This window comes from Candidatus Cardinium hertigii, from assembly GCF_050864915.1.
Classification (GTDB): Bacteria; Bacteroidota; Bacteroidia; order Cytophagales; family Amoebophilaceae; genus Cardinium; species Cardinium hertigii_D.
The window spans coordinates 68,111-84,134 of sequence record NZ_JBOZWY010000004.1 but is presented as its reverse complement, the minus strand read 5'-3'; the positions used below and the strand labels follow the sequence as shown (position 1 = coordinate 84,134).

Below are 16,024 nucleotides of genomic sequence, written 5' to 3'. Positions count from 1 at the left end.
CTCTTTTATGCTCTTTTTACATAAACGTATTGCGCTAAAATAACTTAATCCATAAAAAATACGCGATAAAACCCTTGAAAAAAATAATCAAATCGGATATATTAAAAAAATTACTGGCACCCTATACTTAACTGACAACTATAAACCATGTTTTTTTCATGTCTGTCAGATTAAATATTGATTACTAAAAAATAAATAATTATTATGCGTACAAAATATAAATCATATTCTAAATTTTTCTATTCAATAGAAGGAATAGCTATCTGTCTTTCATTACTTACTTCTGGATGTAATGAGTTAAATAAATATGGAATGCATAGTATTGACAGTAAGAAAGATTCAGAAAAAACGAAAATTAATACTTTATCAACTATGTGTTCAAATTCTAGTAATCCACTTCATACAGCAGTGTTACTAAATGATGTAGACAGGGTACAAGAATTATTGACAGATAAGTATATTGATATAAATGAATCCGATGAATATGGAAATACCCCACTTCATCTTGCATTAAAAAATGGTTACTTAAATATTGTAGAAAAGCTGCTGAATACATCAGGTATTTATGTAAATGCAAAAACTAGTCAGGGTTTTACGCCATTTCATATTGCATTACAAAAAGGTTACTTAAATATTGTAGAAAAGCTGCTAAACACATCAGGTATTAATGTAAATACAAAAACTAATAACGGTTTTACCCCACTGCATACTGCATCACGAAATGGTCATATGGAAGTGGTACAAGAACTATTGAAACATCCAAATATTAAAGTAAATGAAAAAGATATTAAAGGGTTTACCCCGCTTCATCTTGCATCAGTAAATGGTCATTTAAATGTTGTAGAAAAGATACTAAATACATCAGGTATTGACGTAAATGCAACAGATGCATATCGCCGTACTCCACTTCATCTTGCAGTATCAAAAAATCATTTAAACATTTTAAAAAAACTATTAAATATATCAAGTGTTGACGTAAATGCAAAAAGTGATTATAGTTATACTCCACTTCATGTTGCATCGAGAACTGGTCATGTGGAAGTCGTACAAGAATTATTGAAACATCCAAATATTAAAGTAAATGAAAAAATTAAATATGGAGATACCCCACTTCATCTTGCAGTATCAAAAAATCATCTAGAAGTAGTGAAATTATTATTAAAATCTAAAGAAATTTTGGTCAATGAAAAGAATGTTCTTGGAAAGACAGCTCTTGATTTAGCTAGGGAAAAAAATAATGAAGAAATATATGAATTATTACTACAAGTTGGTGTTGTTAGGGCTATGTCGCGAGAAAGAATTCCTGTTTCATAGATTTATCCGAAAAACAAAAAAAGGAATTTTAAACTATAGTGGACCGAAAAAATTGGAGAGCAAATAAGATAATTTGTTTCGTATTTTACTAGTTTTATTGTCTCATTTTGCGATAAAAACCCCGAACTTGCAGTGCGTCGTTTGAACATATTTATCCTGTAAGGATGGATTATTAAAAGAAAAGAAAAGAAAAGAAAACAAGCCATACAGTTTACGATTGTACTTACCATATAGTATGGGTAAACAAGTATCTCTATAAAGTATTAGTTGGTGATATTGGTAGAAAAGTGAAAAACTTAATTCAGGAAATATGTAAAGATAATGGAGTAGAAATATTACGAGGTAAAATAGCTTAAAATCATGTACATATCTAGGTTCTGTCGCGTTTGTTTTAAGGGATCAGTTATTTTAGTAATTTTAGTTAAAAATTGACTAAAATGTTTACTATTACACCGAAATTATTGCCGTATTTCAAAGGATTTTGTTAATCAGCAGGAGTCTGTTTTTATAAGTGTGTAAATATTTTTTAGGGTTTATATTTACCTAAAAAATGGCACTTAAATCTATGAAAAAAAAAGATATACCTAAAGATAAGATCAGCAAGGCGATAGAAGTCCTTATAGACTCAGGCGTAGACCTATCGACTCTGTTTGATCAAGGCGGTTTACTCAAACAATTAAGCAAACGTCTTGTAGAAAAAGCGTTAGAATCAGAAATGGATTCCCATCTAGGTTATACCAAATATAGTCGTAGTGGTTCAGAAAATTCCCGTAATGGCCTGTCTAGTAAGCGAGTTATAACTGATAATGGTGTTATATCGATTGAAGTCCGCAGAGATAGATCATCCAGTTTTGAACCTGTTTTATTACCTAAACGTCAACCAAGAATCCCTGGTTTAGATGATAAGATTTTATCTTTATATGCTAAAGCGATGAGTCTATCAGATATTCAGCTTCAAATACAAGAATTGTATGGTGCAGAAGTTAGTGAAAGCCTGATAAGTAACATCACAGATTCTGTTATTGAAGATGTTAAGATATGGCAAAATCGTCCCTTAGAATCAGTCTATCCAATTGTTTTTTTTGATTGTTTTGTAGTTAAGGTTAGACAAGACAAACGCATCATGAATAAGTCAGTCTATGTTGCGTTAGGTATAGATCGACTAGGGATAAAAGATGTTTTAGGACTATGTATGAGTGAAAATGAAGGATCTAAGTTTTGGTTAGGTAATTTGACAGAGCTCAAAAATCGTGGTATGCAGGATATGCTCATTGCTTGTACAGATAATTTATCAGGTATGTCTGAGGCAATCGGTGCTGTATATCCTAAAACAGATCACCAACTCTGTATCGTTCACCAAATTAGGAATAGCTTGAAGTATGTATCCTATAAAGATAGGAAAGCATTATCTGCTGATTTAAAGCCAATTTATACATCAGTAAATGGAGTCATTTGACTAAAATCCAGGTTTGTCTGATTTTAGTTATTAATTTCTTGTTAACCAATTGATTCTGTATGATCCTGACTTTTATTTTCCCTTATTAATTTTTATATAATCATTTGAATATCAATTGTTTTATATTTTCTATAAAATTCATAATGTTGTATCAAATAATTTTCGTTTGTTGATATAGGTGTTTAGTGAAATATGGTTTCTATACTTCAACAGATTAGCTATTTTTCTAACGGACACACCCAAAGTAAGTAATTCGATAATTTTCTCTCGATCCACATCAAACTGACTTTTTTGAAGTGTTCCTTTTGGTTTACCGAGTTTCATTCGTTTTGCTTTTTTTGAGGCTAATGCTTCTTTTGTTCTTAAGCTGATAAAATCTCGTTCAAGCTCCCCAAACAATGAAAATAAGGTAACAATCACTTTTGAATTCAGGTCATGTCGATTAAAATCTAGATGCTGCTTTATAACGATAATTCGTACTTTGTTGGTTGATTAAGGTATTAACCAGATCAACCACTTCGGTTGTACTTCTCCCTAACCGGCTTAGTTCAGTAACGATTAATGTATCGTGAAGGGATAATTTTTTGGTTAATTCATCAATTCTTCTTTGTTTACTATTTTTTGTCGATGATATCGTCACTTCAATATATTGATCAACGCTGAGATTATTCCCCCGTGCATATTCCAGTATTTCATACTTTTGGTGCGTCACATCTTGTTTATCTGTTGAAGCCCTCAAATAAGCTAAAATTTAGCATCTGTTATCTTTTAACATAAATTATACCGTAAGACTTAACATTTTGTAATATTGTTATAAGGTATATAATATACCCAAAATGTTTATCATTTAACGTTCGTTTTCACTTATACAAAGTATAGAAGGAATAGAGACGTTAGATTATTTTCTAGAAGTATAGACATACTATAATCCTAAAAGTTATTATATTGAAGGACATGATTGATAGCTCTTCTATATCCTATGGTAACTTCAAAGTTTTTAAGTCCCAAGAACGACGTAGCCTTTCGTAAGATATTTGGTAGGCAAAACATAAAAGATATTCTTAATTCACTTTATCAATGATGTACTAAATCTAAAGGCTCAGATAAGGTAGAAAAAGTTACATTCTTGTCCACGATTCCAGGATCCAGATATTGCATATAAGAAAGAAAGTAATAGTAGATGTGTTATGCACAGACCAATATGGGAAGCAAATAATAGTAGAGATGCAGGTTTCCCCTCCAAAAGGGTTTGAAAAAGAGCGCGAGTATTATGCCTCTAAGGCCTATTCCAGGCAACTCAACTCAGGGACAAGAATAGCGTTGCTAGATACCAAGATCTTAAAGGCAGTGATCTTTATAGCTATTACGGATTATGTTATATTTCCTGATAAAAAGATTACTTATCTAATCATGTTATTCTTAGACGCAAAAACGTATAAAGAGATTTAAAAGACTTTTCATTCATCTTTTATAGAGTTACCCAAAATTTAATATCAGTTGTATAGAAGGACTCTCTAGTATTATAGAAGAAGTGGTGTTATTTTTTTAAAGCATGCTCCTTCTACAAGCGAAGAAGACCTAAAAAACTAATAGGCTCTGATTTAGGTATCCAAGCGTGCCTATGAAGCCTTAAATAGATTCAACTGGTCAGAAAAAGAATTGTTTAGCCTATGAACAAGAGATCAAGCGAATCATGGATAATAGGCTGTAGAAGATTACATGAAACAAAAAGCTAGACAAGAGGGTAGAGAAGAGGGTATCCGAATAGGAGAACAAAAAGGTAAGTTAGAGGGTAGGTTAGAGGGTAAGTTAGAGGGTAAGTTAGAAATAGCTAAAACAATGCTTTCTAAAGGCTACTCTATAGAAGATATTATGCTTATTACCGGACTACATTATTCTGATATTCATTCTATTATATAGATTTTTATTCTGTCTCAGAAAACAGTCGTTTATTAAGACACCTTAAATAGCCCACTAGAGTAGTTAATTATCTATATCATATTTCGGTCTTAAAAAACAAAATATCGTAAACTCATTATATATGCTATTCATTTAGTCTCCCACGATGAAGTATTCATATGTACTTTACTTGGTAAAGTACATAAACACAAGTCTCATTTATTCATTCCTCAAAGAGATAGAGACCAATCAAATGGGAGAGTATCTCCCAAGAGTATATCTATTGCATATTTATTAACACGTCTAAATTTCTTTCCCATTAGCTTGCTATCTTAATCGTGTTTAACGATTAGGATTAGAAAAAATTTCAAATTAATGACTTATTTTCAGCAATTATATACAAAAAGAATTTTATAATTTTATATCATGTTTAATAAATATTTCGTCTACTTCACTATGAATTCTCTCCCAATTCTCCTCAACTTTCCTCTCTAGCCCACCATCGACATTACTCGGTATACTACCTATTTCATACTTAGCATTACTCAGATAGGTAGCTATAAATTGGGGTTTATTCCCGGCTACTTTTATGATAAAATGGCCTGGAGGCTGAGCAGCTAGGTGACTAGGATCCAGATACGACTCCTTGCCTAGGGACTTAGTAACCGTATCGTTTTTATCTGACATATTAATAGAAGTTCTAATATTTGTGTAAGACCCTGACATTTTAGATACATACGCCCCAGTTGTTAAATTGCTGGTCATACCAAAAAACTGGTTACCCAAATTATTTCTAATAATTTCTGCTTGACTGCTTCCATACATATGTTTAAGCTGTTCAAAGTCTTGCACACATACAATCGTAGATACATTATTAGATCTAGCAGTAGCGGGAAGGTTTTCTAACCCAGGAATAAATAGCGTAGGGGCTTCGTCTAACAGGAATATAGCTTTATGTTTACCCTGTTGATTCATATGTTTCATGCATACCACACCAATAAGTGCGATAATCGAAGATAAAGAGTCGCTTAACCTAGGATCGTTAGCAACAGTTAACATAGTTGGATTAGAAGGATTACTAACATCTAGATCAACCGTATCTTGATCCCCAAAATGACCAGAAAGCACCCAAAAAATTTCCTTGGTATATATTTTATTAAAGGGCAATTGCAAGGAAGAGAATATCCCAGACAGCTGTTTTTCTGCATTACTTTTGTAAGCGGTATAGATAGGTTCTATCATGATTTGTGTTTCCCTATCTAAAGAGAGTAAAGCAATACTTTGTTCATAGTTCTTCATGGCAACCAATAAAGCATGTGGTAAGGAACATAACGCTCCATGATGCTTTTTGAGAAACCATATAATAGCACTAAAAAATGCAATTGCATTATCTGACCAAAAATCTGGTTTGTGCACCCATTCCTTATTTAAGTTTTTCAGTATGGCACTGGCATATTCCTGAGCATACAGTTTAAAAGGTAAATAGCTTGGGTGTAAGGGATTACAACGGTGGGATAAATGCGTATCTGTAATATTAATATGGGCGAATTTGGTTTTCTTACCAAGAACCGCCTGATACATATGGGCAGACAAAGTGGGTGGATTACCCTTAAAGTCATATAAAAATCCAGCAAAACCCATATCAGCAGCCTGATAAATAATAGGCTCTATCACCGAGCTTGATTTTCCTGAACCAGCAGATCCTTCTATATATATACCCTGAGATAGGCTATCCAATACCACAAAGTATTTTTTATGAATCTTCCAGGTAAAGCAATCAATAGATGGCTTCTTTTTATAGTTATCATGTGTACTGCTTTTCAAAAACTGCTTATCATCGGATGGTAGATCAGAAGTGTCAGGAATAAGTCGATTAAGCAAAAGGAAGGTCAAAAATATAGCCAATAATGACCATTTATTATAGGTCATGAAGGAAGGCATAATGCGTTTGCCTTTAAAATAGTATACTACGAAGATGTCATAAAAAGTAATAAAAAATAGAAGAATAAATATTGATAGAAAAAGCAAAATATTTTTTCTATCACGATGAAATATCCTAATAAAAATGTTTAAAATAAACTTTATCATACTATATAAGATTTGAAAATCATGTAAATAAATCCATAGTTCGCCCTAGTGATTTACGCTTATCTAAAATACTCATGAAATTTTGTTTGGATAGCGATCTATCTATTTCACTGGCTTTAAATCGTTCTTCTTTTCCTGATTGGGTGATATAAAAACGTAAACCTTGAAAATCACCCTGTTTGTTGTGATAGGCTTCGGTTCGCATATGAAAAGGGGCACCTTCCTTATTAAAGGATTTGCTAAAGGCATCTACAGAATGGATACTATGATCCTTTAATACAGACTTAGCAAGTTCTTTAACATTTTGTATAGCAGAATGCTGTATAAGCTTATCTCTAGTTTTAGCATGTTGCACATCTTTAGCTAGAGTTAAACCCATCTCATAGGAAATGGTTTCTGCAGCGCGAGAAGAACGATTGCTGATGTAGTTATCTTTATAGGCCTCTCCTGAATTACTGATCCTATTGACATAAAGGTGAATGTGTTTGTGGGCCTTATTAGAATGCACAAAGGAGATGTATTGGTGATTTTTTAAGCCCATTTTGTCTAAAAAAGAATGGTTAATAGATTGTAAGTTTGCATGAGATAATTGGCGACCATCTGCTATAGTAGGAGAAATAACAAAAGAAAGGGCATTGCGTCCACACCTACTATTCATATCTTGAAATAGTTTAAACTCTTTAGCAACACCATAAGCGGTATCTGATACAATGTTTTTATCTAATAATACACCTTTTTCTTTTTTTTGGGCATAGGGAGATGCTGGCGCTGATGTGGACTAATATTTTTACCTATGGCCAATCATTTTTTTCCTGTTTATGTGGGATCGTTCTTTGTAAGTATATAATAGTTAATTTAAGAGGCCTTTTTCTAATCGGTGCGCTGGATATATTGAATATAATTTATACCAACTGCTTAAAAATAGACCCAACCAACAAGAGATAGAATCAAGGTTCCCGACACAACAAAATGGAAATGGAAATGAAATGTTTTTTAGGGTAATGTATAATATTTTCATGTTCTTTTTTGCAGAGGGCCCTATATCTAATGGAATGGTCTATTGTTAATTCCTCTAACCTTTGAGAACTGGTCGGTAGTAGTAGATAAGATTTTTTCATAATCTTTCTTACTACGTTTGAGGCTTTCTATTTCTTGAACCAATACTTCGATTAGGACTTTTTGACTCAAGTTGGAACTGTTTTTGAGGTTCATTCACGGATCTTATTAAGATGATGGTCTATTTTTTCTATAACGAGTTGTACTTCTTTTTTAAAGTCTAATTGATCTTTAATAAAGTTACTGATGCGACTAAAATGGTTTCTATAGTCTACTAGCATTTGATAGATGGATAATTCTTCTGGAGTGAAGCGGCTTTTAATTTTTTGATGGAGACCTGTTTTGCGTAGATAATCACTCAATGATAATCCACAGTTTTTGGCCAATAATTTGAGGGCTATTTTTTCTGTAGGGTAAAGACGAATGGATAAGGTGGCGCTTTTATGGGTAGGTTGTTTGGGACGCATGGGGAAATAATAAGTCGTTAAAGGGAGAAAGAACCATTAAAAAACAGGTTTCAAGAAACAAGATAGCCATTCAAAAGAAATCTTACTACATCAGTAATTTAAACAAACTTGACATGAATACAAATCGACCGAAAGGAGCAAGAGGGGGTTTTTGTGTAACAAAAACACGTCTTGAAAAGACATTTAAAAAATACATTTACTACCAAATAAGGAATTCATGGTTAGATCTGTTTACAGGATATACATTAAAAAAATGAGAATTACATCCAGCTGGTTGGCTATAGAAATTATACAACAGAGAATTATTAGAAAGTATTAAAGGTGAAGGTGTGTATTGATTAGATCAAAGTCCATTCAAAATAGGGGCATTTAAATTAAAATATGTAAGCTGAAGTAAGAGATAATTCTAAACTAAATCCATTAGAAAAGAGCTATACAAGTTCATGAATCTGGAGGCCAGATAATCCAGTAAAACGGATAATTTTGTCTATAGATTCGCCGCCTTGAAGCATAGCTTTAGCGATTTCTATGTTTCGCTCCAGCTTGCCTTTTTCGAGACCCATTTGTTCACCCTCCTGTCTTCCTTTTTTCTCACCTTCTTGTCTTAATTTTTCCGCTACTGACATGGCAATTTGATTTAATTTAGGGTTAGATTGCTTAATGGTTTCAAGTAAATCTGGATCATCATCTACCTTCAACATATACAAAAAAACTTGATCAGCATAGCTAATATGGCCTTTTTCCAATAGATCTACAATTAAGCCTATATGATCAGCAAACCATTGATTAAATTTTCTATAAATACCTTGTTTTAGAACCATAGCTGCAAAAGCAGCCTTGTTATAGCTAAGTAGTTCATCTTCAGAGGTACTATAGAGATCAACCAAATGAAACTTGTCAAACATGCAAGATTTCGCTAACTTAGGATCAGTAAACATTGAAAATAAACTATTGGATCCTTTATAACGTTTTCTTCCATTATATATGCATATATTTAATATGACTGGAAGAGATACATTCCCGTTTTCTTTTAGATGCTGGCGAAGCAACTGCACATTGTACTCTATAAATCTTAAACCCATATACCTATCCTCAGTAGATTGGTGTTCCGTGAGGACATACAGGTAACATTCTTTTCCATTTATATTGGTTATGAACACTAAATAAGATTCTCCTTTTCTGCCAACTGGATCCACAAAGCTTTTATCCGTTAATCGTAACGCCTCCTGATCTATTTTTAAAAATAAATCTTTAGGTAGATTAGCAGCTAGGAAATCTAGCATAGCCTCTTTATTGCAAAACGTGTTCTTAAATACCGTATCATGCGGTTTATCTACGCCATCTTCTTTATTTTTTTTCTTAGTCATCTGATTAATAAGTTCATAGGATTAAAAATTAAAGAACCTGTTGTATATCAGATTCAGATAAACCAGTGAAGCGCATGATCTTTTCTACTGGATCATCTTCTTGGAGAATTAACTTAGCGATTTCTATACTTATTTTCTACTCTCACTGTTTTTTACTTTCTATTCTAGAGACTTTTATTTTTTTCTTAAAAAGGATCTTATCGTTTTCTTTTTCTAGTTTTCTGACCCTATGTAGTTGCATGATTTATTCTTTGAATAGTATCTCTTGCCTAAGGTTTGAGTAGATACTTTGTACTGAATTGAAGGCTTTCCATTATATGCTGTTCCCTTAAATTTGAACACTGAAAGGTAGACAGTTTTTATAGAATTTAACCAGATTACTAGATACTACAGCCTCAATTTTATGAAGAACTATAATATATTCATTTCTTCTTTAATTTTTTTCAATTCATTTGGCATATTACTCTTCCAGAAATGTTCTTTGAAATAACTTTTTAAAGCTATTATTTTTTGTATATCCTTAGCAAAAGGTGCTTTCTTAACATGATCGGGAATTATTTCGTTTTTTTCTGCTTCTGTTAAACCGGATGACCATAACTCAAACGCATTAGAAAAAAAGTCTTTCTCTAAATTCTTTAATCTTTCTAACCTATCTTTTCTTTGTTTAGCCAACTTCTTAAGTGCTATTTCCTGAGGAGACATATAATCATGCTCAACCCAAGCCCCACCTTTTTGTAAAACAGACATAAACGTTCCCAATTTATTTTTATATTTATTCAATATTCCAGATTTGTTCCTAAGAGCAAAAGAAAAGTGATCAATAGAAGTTTGAATGGTGTCTGCTGTATTAGTACCTTTACTATAAATTTGACGAATTTGCGGAATGCCAAATCCTATTTCTTCAAGATCTCTACAATCTATATTTTGCCATTCTTTGGGTAAAGAATGATTTTCATTTAAGGAAGTTTTTGTATCTTCAGTTTTTTTCACTAAGGATAAAGTATTCTTAAAGGATTGACCACTTTCTAAATCTAATTGCAACCTAAAAGCATTAACGAACGCCTTATCGAACCTAAAAACAGAAAAACCACTTTTCCCAGTTTTGCCACCAACCCGTTCCATAAGACCTTTTTCAATGATCCTTTGTACAACTTTCCTCAAGGTTTTTTTAGTTGTGTTGGTAACACTAGACAAAGTTTCAATCGTTACTGGACCTGTAACAGATTCTCCTCTAACCGTACAACAACTAACAAAATATCTAACCATGCGTTTTTGAATACCACAAAGTTTAGAGACTTCTTCATGATAATTCAACTTCGTATTGATGCTATTTTGACTACATTCTAGACCTTTATCGACCAGTTTATTTTCACTACTTTTACTAACTACTATTTTTATAGACGTATCATCTAACGTCTGGGAAGAATCCCTTATTGAACTAATGGGTTTATTTATACCTTGATTGATAACTTCATTCTGAAGCAAGTAAGGGGCCCTTCTTTTAGGCATAAACTTTTTCTTGGTTCCATCTTGGGTAAAAACTGGGGAAGTCATAATTTATATATTAATAACCTTTTATGATTTCTGGATTAGTCAAATGGGACGCAATATGGTTACTTTTCAAGTTATGCATTTCTAATAGTTCACGCGTAAAAGTATCAATATCCTCCCTACCTGCTGTGCTTGCAGTACTATCAAATACCGTTGATTTGCGTCTTCTGTATTTTTCAATTTCCTTACACTTCCTGATATAACCAGAAAACATCATTTCACCATATTGATGGTGTTTAATTAAATCAGAATAGGTATCTCTTGAATCCTTCTCTCTATTATCAAACTGATTCAGAATAATTTTCATTGGAATCTTCGGAATATCGTGATCATTACACATACGGTTAATCTCGTTAACCGTAATATCAATACCAGAATCACTAAAGTCACAAGGAGTCGTAGGAAGAACAACCATATCAGATGTAAGCACAGCAGCAGAAATAGATTGACCTAAAGAAGGTGGACAATCTATTAAAATTAGATCATAGGCTGAACGTAAAGGATCAACCTTGGACTTGAGTACTTTCTGAAGCGGTACTTGCTTTAACATAATAAAGTTATCAAGCACAGAGTTATCATAACGACTCGGCAAAATATCTAATCCAGGTAGCACATTAACTGTAGAGTTCGTTATCTTAATTAGACTATCATCCAATAAATCAATCAAAACAGGATAGTCATTAGCATTGATACCAAAAGACTTAGTCAAGTTCCCTTGGTGATCAATTTCAATAACTAAAACTTTTTTACCCATTAAGGTTGCACGTATAGCTGTTTCGCGACATAAAGTTGACTTTCCTACACCACCCTTAACCAAAACAAACACAACAACTTTACAGGGTTGTTTATATGGCGCAAACATTTTTATAGCTGTTTCGTATTCAAAATAAACCCTATTGCGAAGCTTATTGTAGGCTAATTTTTTTGACTTGAGTTGTTTATGAATAGCCTGGACGCTAACGCCCAATATACCGGCTGCTTCTATAGCTAACATTTTTGGATGCATCTAAATTTACGGTTCAATATGGTTTAAGTGATATAAAAAAATAACTACATAAACTTAAACTATAAATAACAAATTGGCAAGACTTTAAATAATTTTTTGATGTGTTTACAAATTTAATACCCCCCGCTAGTTATAGTTATTTTTTATTTTTTTGGTAGTAATTATAACTACTATAACGAGTTGTTTTGACTACTAATTTGACTACTAATTTGACTACTAAACAAATAAAATTAATGAACTGGTTTCTTGTTGTTAATGCTAATATTAATCAAATTTATAATTTGATTATCAGCTATATACTTAAAATTAGATTTATAATTTTTGTATTACATAACTGCTTCTAGTCAGGAAATTAATATACTAGTTTGACCACTAAATTGACTACTAAATAGACTACCAATAGTATATATATGACTACTAAATAGACTACCAATAGTATATATGTGACTATCAAATAGACTGCTATTAGACTACTAATAGGACTATTAAATAGACTACTAATATGACTACCAAATAGATAAAAATTATAAGTAATAAAAGGTATCAGACTTATGTAAGTATTTTATCTTTTAAATATTTTCAAGTTCTTGTGAAATTCCTTTTAATGTTTTTTTGACCGCACTTAAATGACTTTTATATCTGACTATCTCCTTCATATTTTTTTCTGTAGGCTCTATGATTAGTAATCGTTCTCTAATATTAACAGTCACTATTTCGCCTATTTCAAATCCTATCCTTTTTATCCATTTCCCTTCCAAACGAATAATTGGAACGTCTTTACCAGACCGGTATAATTTTTGAATCTTTATTCGACGGACTATTTTATCAATAAATATGGACATGATATTGGTTTTACTGAAATAGTATAAATAATACATATTTGTAGTAAAAATAATAAACATGTATGTACTATACAATAGTATTATGTTTTTATTAAGTATTTTTTGTGTGTATATTCATTGGTTGCATAATTAATATCTATTAAGTCACATAAAAAAATGAGTTTTGGAGAGCGATTAACCTTAGTTAGAAAAAGAAAAAAGTTGTCTCAATCAGATTTAGGCAAAAAAATAGGTATTAATGGGGATGCTTATGGTAGGTATGAGCGTGATGAGGTAAGGCCTACTATAGAGATGGCTGTTAAAATAGCAAAGGCTCTTGAAGTGTCTTTGGACTATTTGACAGGAAATTCAGACATTGAATTAGATAAAGATATGATGGTTAGGATGCAGGAGATATCTAAACTAGATGATAAGGATAAGCATTACCTTTTTATAACCTTAGATGCCATGATACGAGATTTTAAAAATAAGAAAGAGTATAGCTAATAATTATTTTATTTTCATTTTCAATAATTTATTTTTTGTATACATACATTTTTTATGTTTTTAGTTAAAATTTGTAGTAAAAATAATTTTGGACTAGTAGACTCGAATCATCAGGAAATTACTGTTTTTATTTTAGGCCCAAAGGGATTTAGTTAATCTATGGTATTAAGGATAACTACTCACATTCTGATCCTAATTCAGGTGGGTGGGCTAATAATTCATTATTTATTTTGAGTACTTTGCGCTTAATAGAATCGATAGACGTTTCTATATAATATAGCCTGTATTCCATAGTGGGGTCATTTGACTAAAAGACCGGTTTGTCTGATTTTAGTTATTAATTCCTTGTTAACCAACTGATTCTGGATAATCGTGGATTTCATTTTCTCTTATTAATTTTTCTATAATCATTCGAATATCAATCATTTTATATTTTCTATAAAATTCATAATTTCCTATCATTCCTATCAGATTTACAAACCGCCAAGAGATTGGCGACCATCGGATGATTTCTTGGCATTTCGTTGAATCGCTTTTTTCATAATGTTCATAGAGAGCCGATAAAATCGTTGCATTAAGTATAGTGGCCTGAAAAACTGGACAATATTTATAAAATATTGTCCAGTTTTTCAGGCCACTATACTATCAAAAAATGAATCTAAAAATCGAATGATCTTTTATAACTCATTATCTATTATATTGTAATCCATACAAAGTAATTACTGATTTCATAAATAACGAATTAAATTCGTAAATTTTAATCCTTTACGAACTTAAATGAAATAGCATAGCATGGGGTATCAATATGTAAGGGAACCTTTACGATTTGAGGAAGCAGATCGGCTCTGTCAGGCTTGTGAAACTGTTCAAGAAAAATTAATCGTATGGACTTTATTAGATACAGGGTTAAGAGTATCCGAATTGTGTGGACTTACTACAGAGCAAATCCTATGGCAGCAAAAAGCAATCCGTGTTTCTGGTAAAGGTGGACCATATGAGGGTACTAGGCAAAATCATGCGCAAATACAGGGGTCAACTTGGATATGGGAAATTATTGTACGTTAAGGCTCTATCTATATTATTAAATAGTTTGATTTAGAAAGATTTTAGGATATTAATTTTTATTAAAAAGTTAAAAGTTTTTTTGCTCATCTGTTAAATTATTTAATATATTCAACCGTTGAATACGACATATCTGTGCCTTGCTGTACCCGGTAGCATATGCAGTTTCCTGTATACTTAGTTTTTTGACATGTCTATAGTATATAACTTTTTTGTGTCTCTCATGATCAGCCTTTTTTCCTTTATATTTACCCTGTTCATATGCTTTTTTTATTCCTTGTTTTTGCCTATTTAGACGGCTTATCCAATCTTTATAAGACATTGTGGCCATTAGATCAATAATCATATTATTGATAGAGGAAATTACGGCCTGTGTTACTGGATCATTTTTATCTGGTTGTTGTTTATCTAACGCTTGCCAAGAGGTAGGTATATCCAGACTAACAATTCTGAGTTGATGTTGTTGAATCTTTGTTTTTAGTGTTTCCCAGTCACTGTTTGTTAACCTAGTTAATCGGTCCATTTGCTCTATGAGTAAGATATCATTTGGATGACTATCGGTCAATAATCGTGCTAATTCTGGTCTTTCCAGTTTTGTTCCACTAATATTTTCACGATAGTAACTGGCAATTTTATATCCTCTTTCGTGCACAAACTGATCCATTATATCTTTTGCTCAATCAGCAGACTGATCTTTTGTTGATGCTCTCAAATAAGCCCTTATGAACATGTTTTGATTAGTTAAATTATCTCATATAAATTATATCATTGAATCTATCGCATATAGGTTATCTCATTAATGCGATAATGTTGTATTTTGATTATCTCATTGAGGTGTACCCTTAGGAGATAAGGATTTACATAAAAATTAATTTATAAAATAATTATCAATGAAAACTATATGCCCAGGAGACAAATTTTTTCCCAGTCCGAAAGATCATCATTATTAGCTTTACCTGAAGATGAACTTACCCTAACCCGAATGGTTTATTTCAGTGCACAGGATTTGGAATTTATTAATATGCACCGTAAGCCATGCAATAGGCTTGGATTTTCTGTTTTGCTTTGTTACTTGAGAAACATAGGTATTACTCCAGATAAAAAATCATTACCTTCCAGTGTTTTACTCAAGTACATAGCTAGAAGACTTAATTTATCAGATGAACTTTGGCAGGATTATACATCAGGCCGAGACACTACTCGCAGAGAACATTTAGTAGAGCTGTACCGATACTTAGGATTGAAAAAATTTACACAACATATTCAAAATGATTGTATTTCGTATCTAATTCCACTTGCAATGCGCACTGATAAAGGTATTATTATAGCGCAAGAACTTATCAAGTATATGCATCGGAATAGTGTGATTATTCCAACTATAGATGTACTGGAGCGAACCTGTTCAAAAGCCATGGCTGCTGGTGATAAAT

At 32.1% G+C, this 16,024-nt stretch carries 15 protein-coding genes and 3 pseudogenes; 8 read left to right on the top strand and 10 right to left on the bottom strand.

The window, feature by feature from the left end:
• The first annotated feature begins 204 nt into the window (after positions 1-204).
• The 3 genes and pseudogenes from ACRRVD_RS03355 (at position 205) to ACRRVD_RS03345 (ending at position 2,770) form a co-directional block, all read left to right on the top strand.
• Positions 205-1,314, top strand: coding sequence for an ankyrin repeat domain-containing protein (locus tag ACRRVD_RS03355; protein WP_432461723.1), 1,110 nt, complete (start codon positions 205-207; stop codon positions 1,312-1,314).
• A 191-nt stretch (positions 1,315-1,505) separates the two neighbouring features.
• Positions 1,506-1,667, top strand: a pseudogene (locus ACRRVD_RS03350) (transposase); the annotation flags it as partial.
• A gap of 212 nt (positions 1,668-1,879) precedes the next feature.
• Entirely contained in the window at positions 1,880-2,770 is an 891-nt protein-coding gene (locus ACRRVD_RS03345; protein WP_432461722.1) for an IS256 family transposase, read from the top strand.
• 138 nt (positions 2,771-2,908) lie between these two features.
• Here the strand turns inward: ACRRVD_RS03345 and ACRRVD_RS03340 are convergent, their stop codons facing one another.
• A complete protein-coding gene (locus ACRRVD_RS03340; RefSeq protein ID WP_432461739.1) occupies positions 2,909-3,202 on the bottom strand; it encodes a hypothetical protein in 294 nt (97 codons plus the stop codon).
• A gap of 10 nt (positions 3,203-3,212) precedes the next feature.
• The gene (locus tag ACRRVD_RS03335; RefSeq protein ID WP_432461721.1) at positions 3,213-3,509 is read right to left on the bottom strand and encodes a recombinase family protein; all 297 of its coding nucleotides are present in this window, start codon (positions 3,507-3,509) and stop codon (positions 3,213-3,215) included.
• A gap of 413 nt (positions 3,510-3,922) precedes the next feature.
• On the opposite strand from ACRRVD_RS03335, the gene ACRRVD_RS03330 reads away from it, so the two are divergent.
• Together ACRRVD_RS03330 and ACRRVD_RS03325 are read left to right on the top strand one after the other, a co-directional pair.
• Entirely contained in the window at positions 3,923-4,219 is a 297-nt protein-coding gene (locus ACRRVD_RS03330) for a PD-(D/E)XK nuclease family transposase (RefSeq protein WP_432461720.1), read from the top strand.
• A 270-nt stretch (positions 4,220-4,489) separates the two neighbouring features.
• On the top strand, positions 4,490-4,690 hold the full coding sequence (locus ACRRVD_RS03325) for an Rpn/YhgA-type helix-turn-helix domain-containing protein (RefSeq protein ID WP_432461719.1): 201 nt from the start codon (positions 4,490-4,492) through the stop codon (positions 4,688-4,690).
• Between the two features lie 390 nt (positions 4,691-5,080).
• On the opposite strand, the gene ACRRVD_RS03320 is transcribed toward ACRRVD_RS03325, so the two are convergent.
• From ACRRVD_RS03320 to ACRRVD_RS03290, 7 genes and pseudogenes are all read right to left on the bottom strand, one after another.
• Positions 5,081-6,610, bottom strand: coding sequence for a type IV secretory system conjugative DNA transfer family protein (locus tag ACRRVD_RS03320; protein WP_432461718.1), 1,530 nt, complete (start codon positions 6,608-6,610; stop codon positions 5,081-5,083).
• Between the two features lie 166 nt (positions 6,611-6,776).
• Positions 6,777-7,493 (bottom strand): annotated as a pseudogene (locus tag ACRRVD_RS03315) (relaxase/mobilization nuclease domain-containing protein); the annotation flags it as partial.
• Between the two features lie 472 nt (positions 7,494-7,965).
• Complete coding sequence (locus ACRRVD_RS03310) at positions 7,966-8,280, bottom strand: plasmid mobilization protein (RefSeq protein WP_432461717.1); 315 nt, start codon at positions 8,278-8,280, stop codon at positions 7,966-7,968.
• Between the two features lie 431 nt (positions 8,281-8,711).
• Positions 8,712-9,647 carry an Rpn family recombination-promoting nuclease/putative transposase gene (locus ACRRVD_RS03305; protein WP_432461716.1) on the bottom strand — a complete coding sequence of 312 codons (936 nt, stop codon included), beginning with the start codon at positions 9,645-9,647 and terminating at the stop codon, positions 8,712-8,714.
• A gap of 411 nt (positions 9,648-10,058) precedes the next feature.
• Entirely contained in the window at positions 10,059-11,201 is a 1,143-nt protein-coding gene (locus tag ACRRVD_RS03300; protein WP_432461715.1) for a hypothetical protein, read from the bottom strand.
• Between the two features lie 10 nt (positions 11,202-11,211).
• Positions 11,212-12,204: a ParA family protein gene (locus tag ACRRVD_RS03295; protein ID WP_432461714.1), complete on the bottom strand. Its 993-nt coding sequence runs from the start codon at positions 12,202-12,204 to the stop codon at positions 11,212-11,214.
• Positions 12,205-12,773: 569 nt separating this feature from the next.
• Positions 12,774-13,046 carry a SymE family type I addiction module toxin gene (locus tag ACRRVD_RS03290; protein WP_432451618.1) on the bottom strand — a complete coding sequence of 91 codons (273 nt, stop codon included), beginning with the start codon at positions 13,044-13,046 and terminating at the stop codon, positions 12,774-12,776.
• Positions 13,047-13,202: 156 nt separating this feature from the next.
• Between ACRRVD_RS03290 and ACRRVD_RS03285 the strand changes: the two genes are divergently transcribed.
• Both ACRRVD_RS03285 and ACRRVD_RS03280 read left to right on the top strand, forming a co-directional pair.
• The gene (locus tag ACRRVD_RS03285; protein ID WP_432461713.1) at positions 13,203-13,532 is read left to right on the top strand and encodes a helix-turn-helix domain-containing protein; all 330 of its coding nucleotides are present in this window, start codon (positions 13,203-13,205) and stop codon (positions 13,530-13,532) included.
• Positions 13,533-14,324: 792 nt separating this feature from the next.
• On the top strand, positions 14,325-14,597 hold the full coding sequence (locus ACRRVD_RS03280) for a tyrosine-type recombinase/integrase (RefSeq protein WP_432461712.1): 273 nt from the start codon (positions 14,325-14,327) through the stop codon (positions 14,595-14,597).
• 67 nt (positions 14,598-14,664) lie between these two features.
• Here ACRRVD_RS03280 and ACRRVD_RS03275 read toward each other — a convergent pair whose 3' ends face one another.
• Positions 14,665-15,258 (bottom strand): recombinase family protein, encoded by a 594-nt coding sequence (locus tag ACRRVD_RS03275; RefSeq protein ID WP_432461711.1) that lies wholly within the window; start codon positions 15,256-15,258, stop codon positions 14,665-14,667.
• A 237-nt stretch (positions 15,259-15,495) separates the two neighbouring features.
• On the opposite strand from ACRRVD_RS03275, the pseudogene ACRRVD_RS03270 reads away from it, so the two are divergent.
• Positions 15,496-16,023 (top strand): annotated as a pseudogene (locus tag ACRRVD_RS03270) (DUF4158 domain-containing protein); the annotation flags it as partial.
• Between the last annotated feature and the right edge of the window lies 1 nt (position 16,024).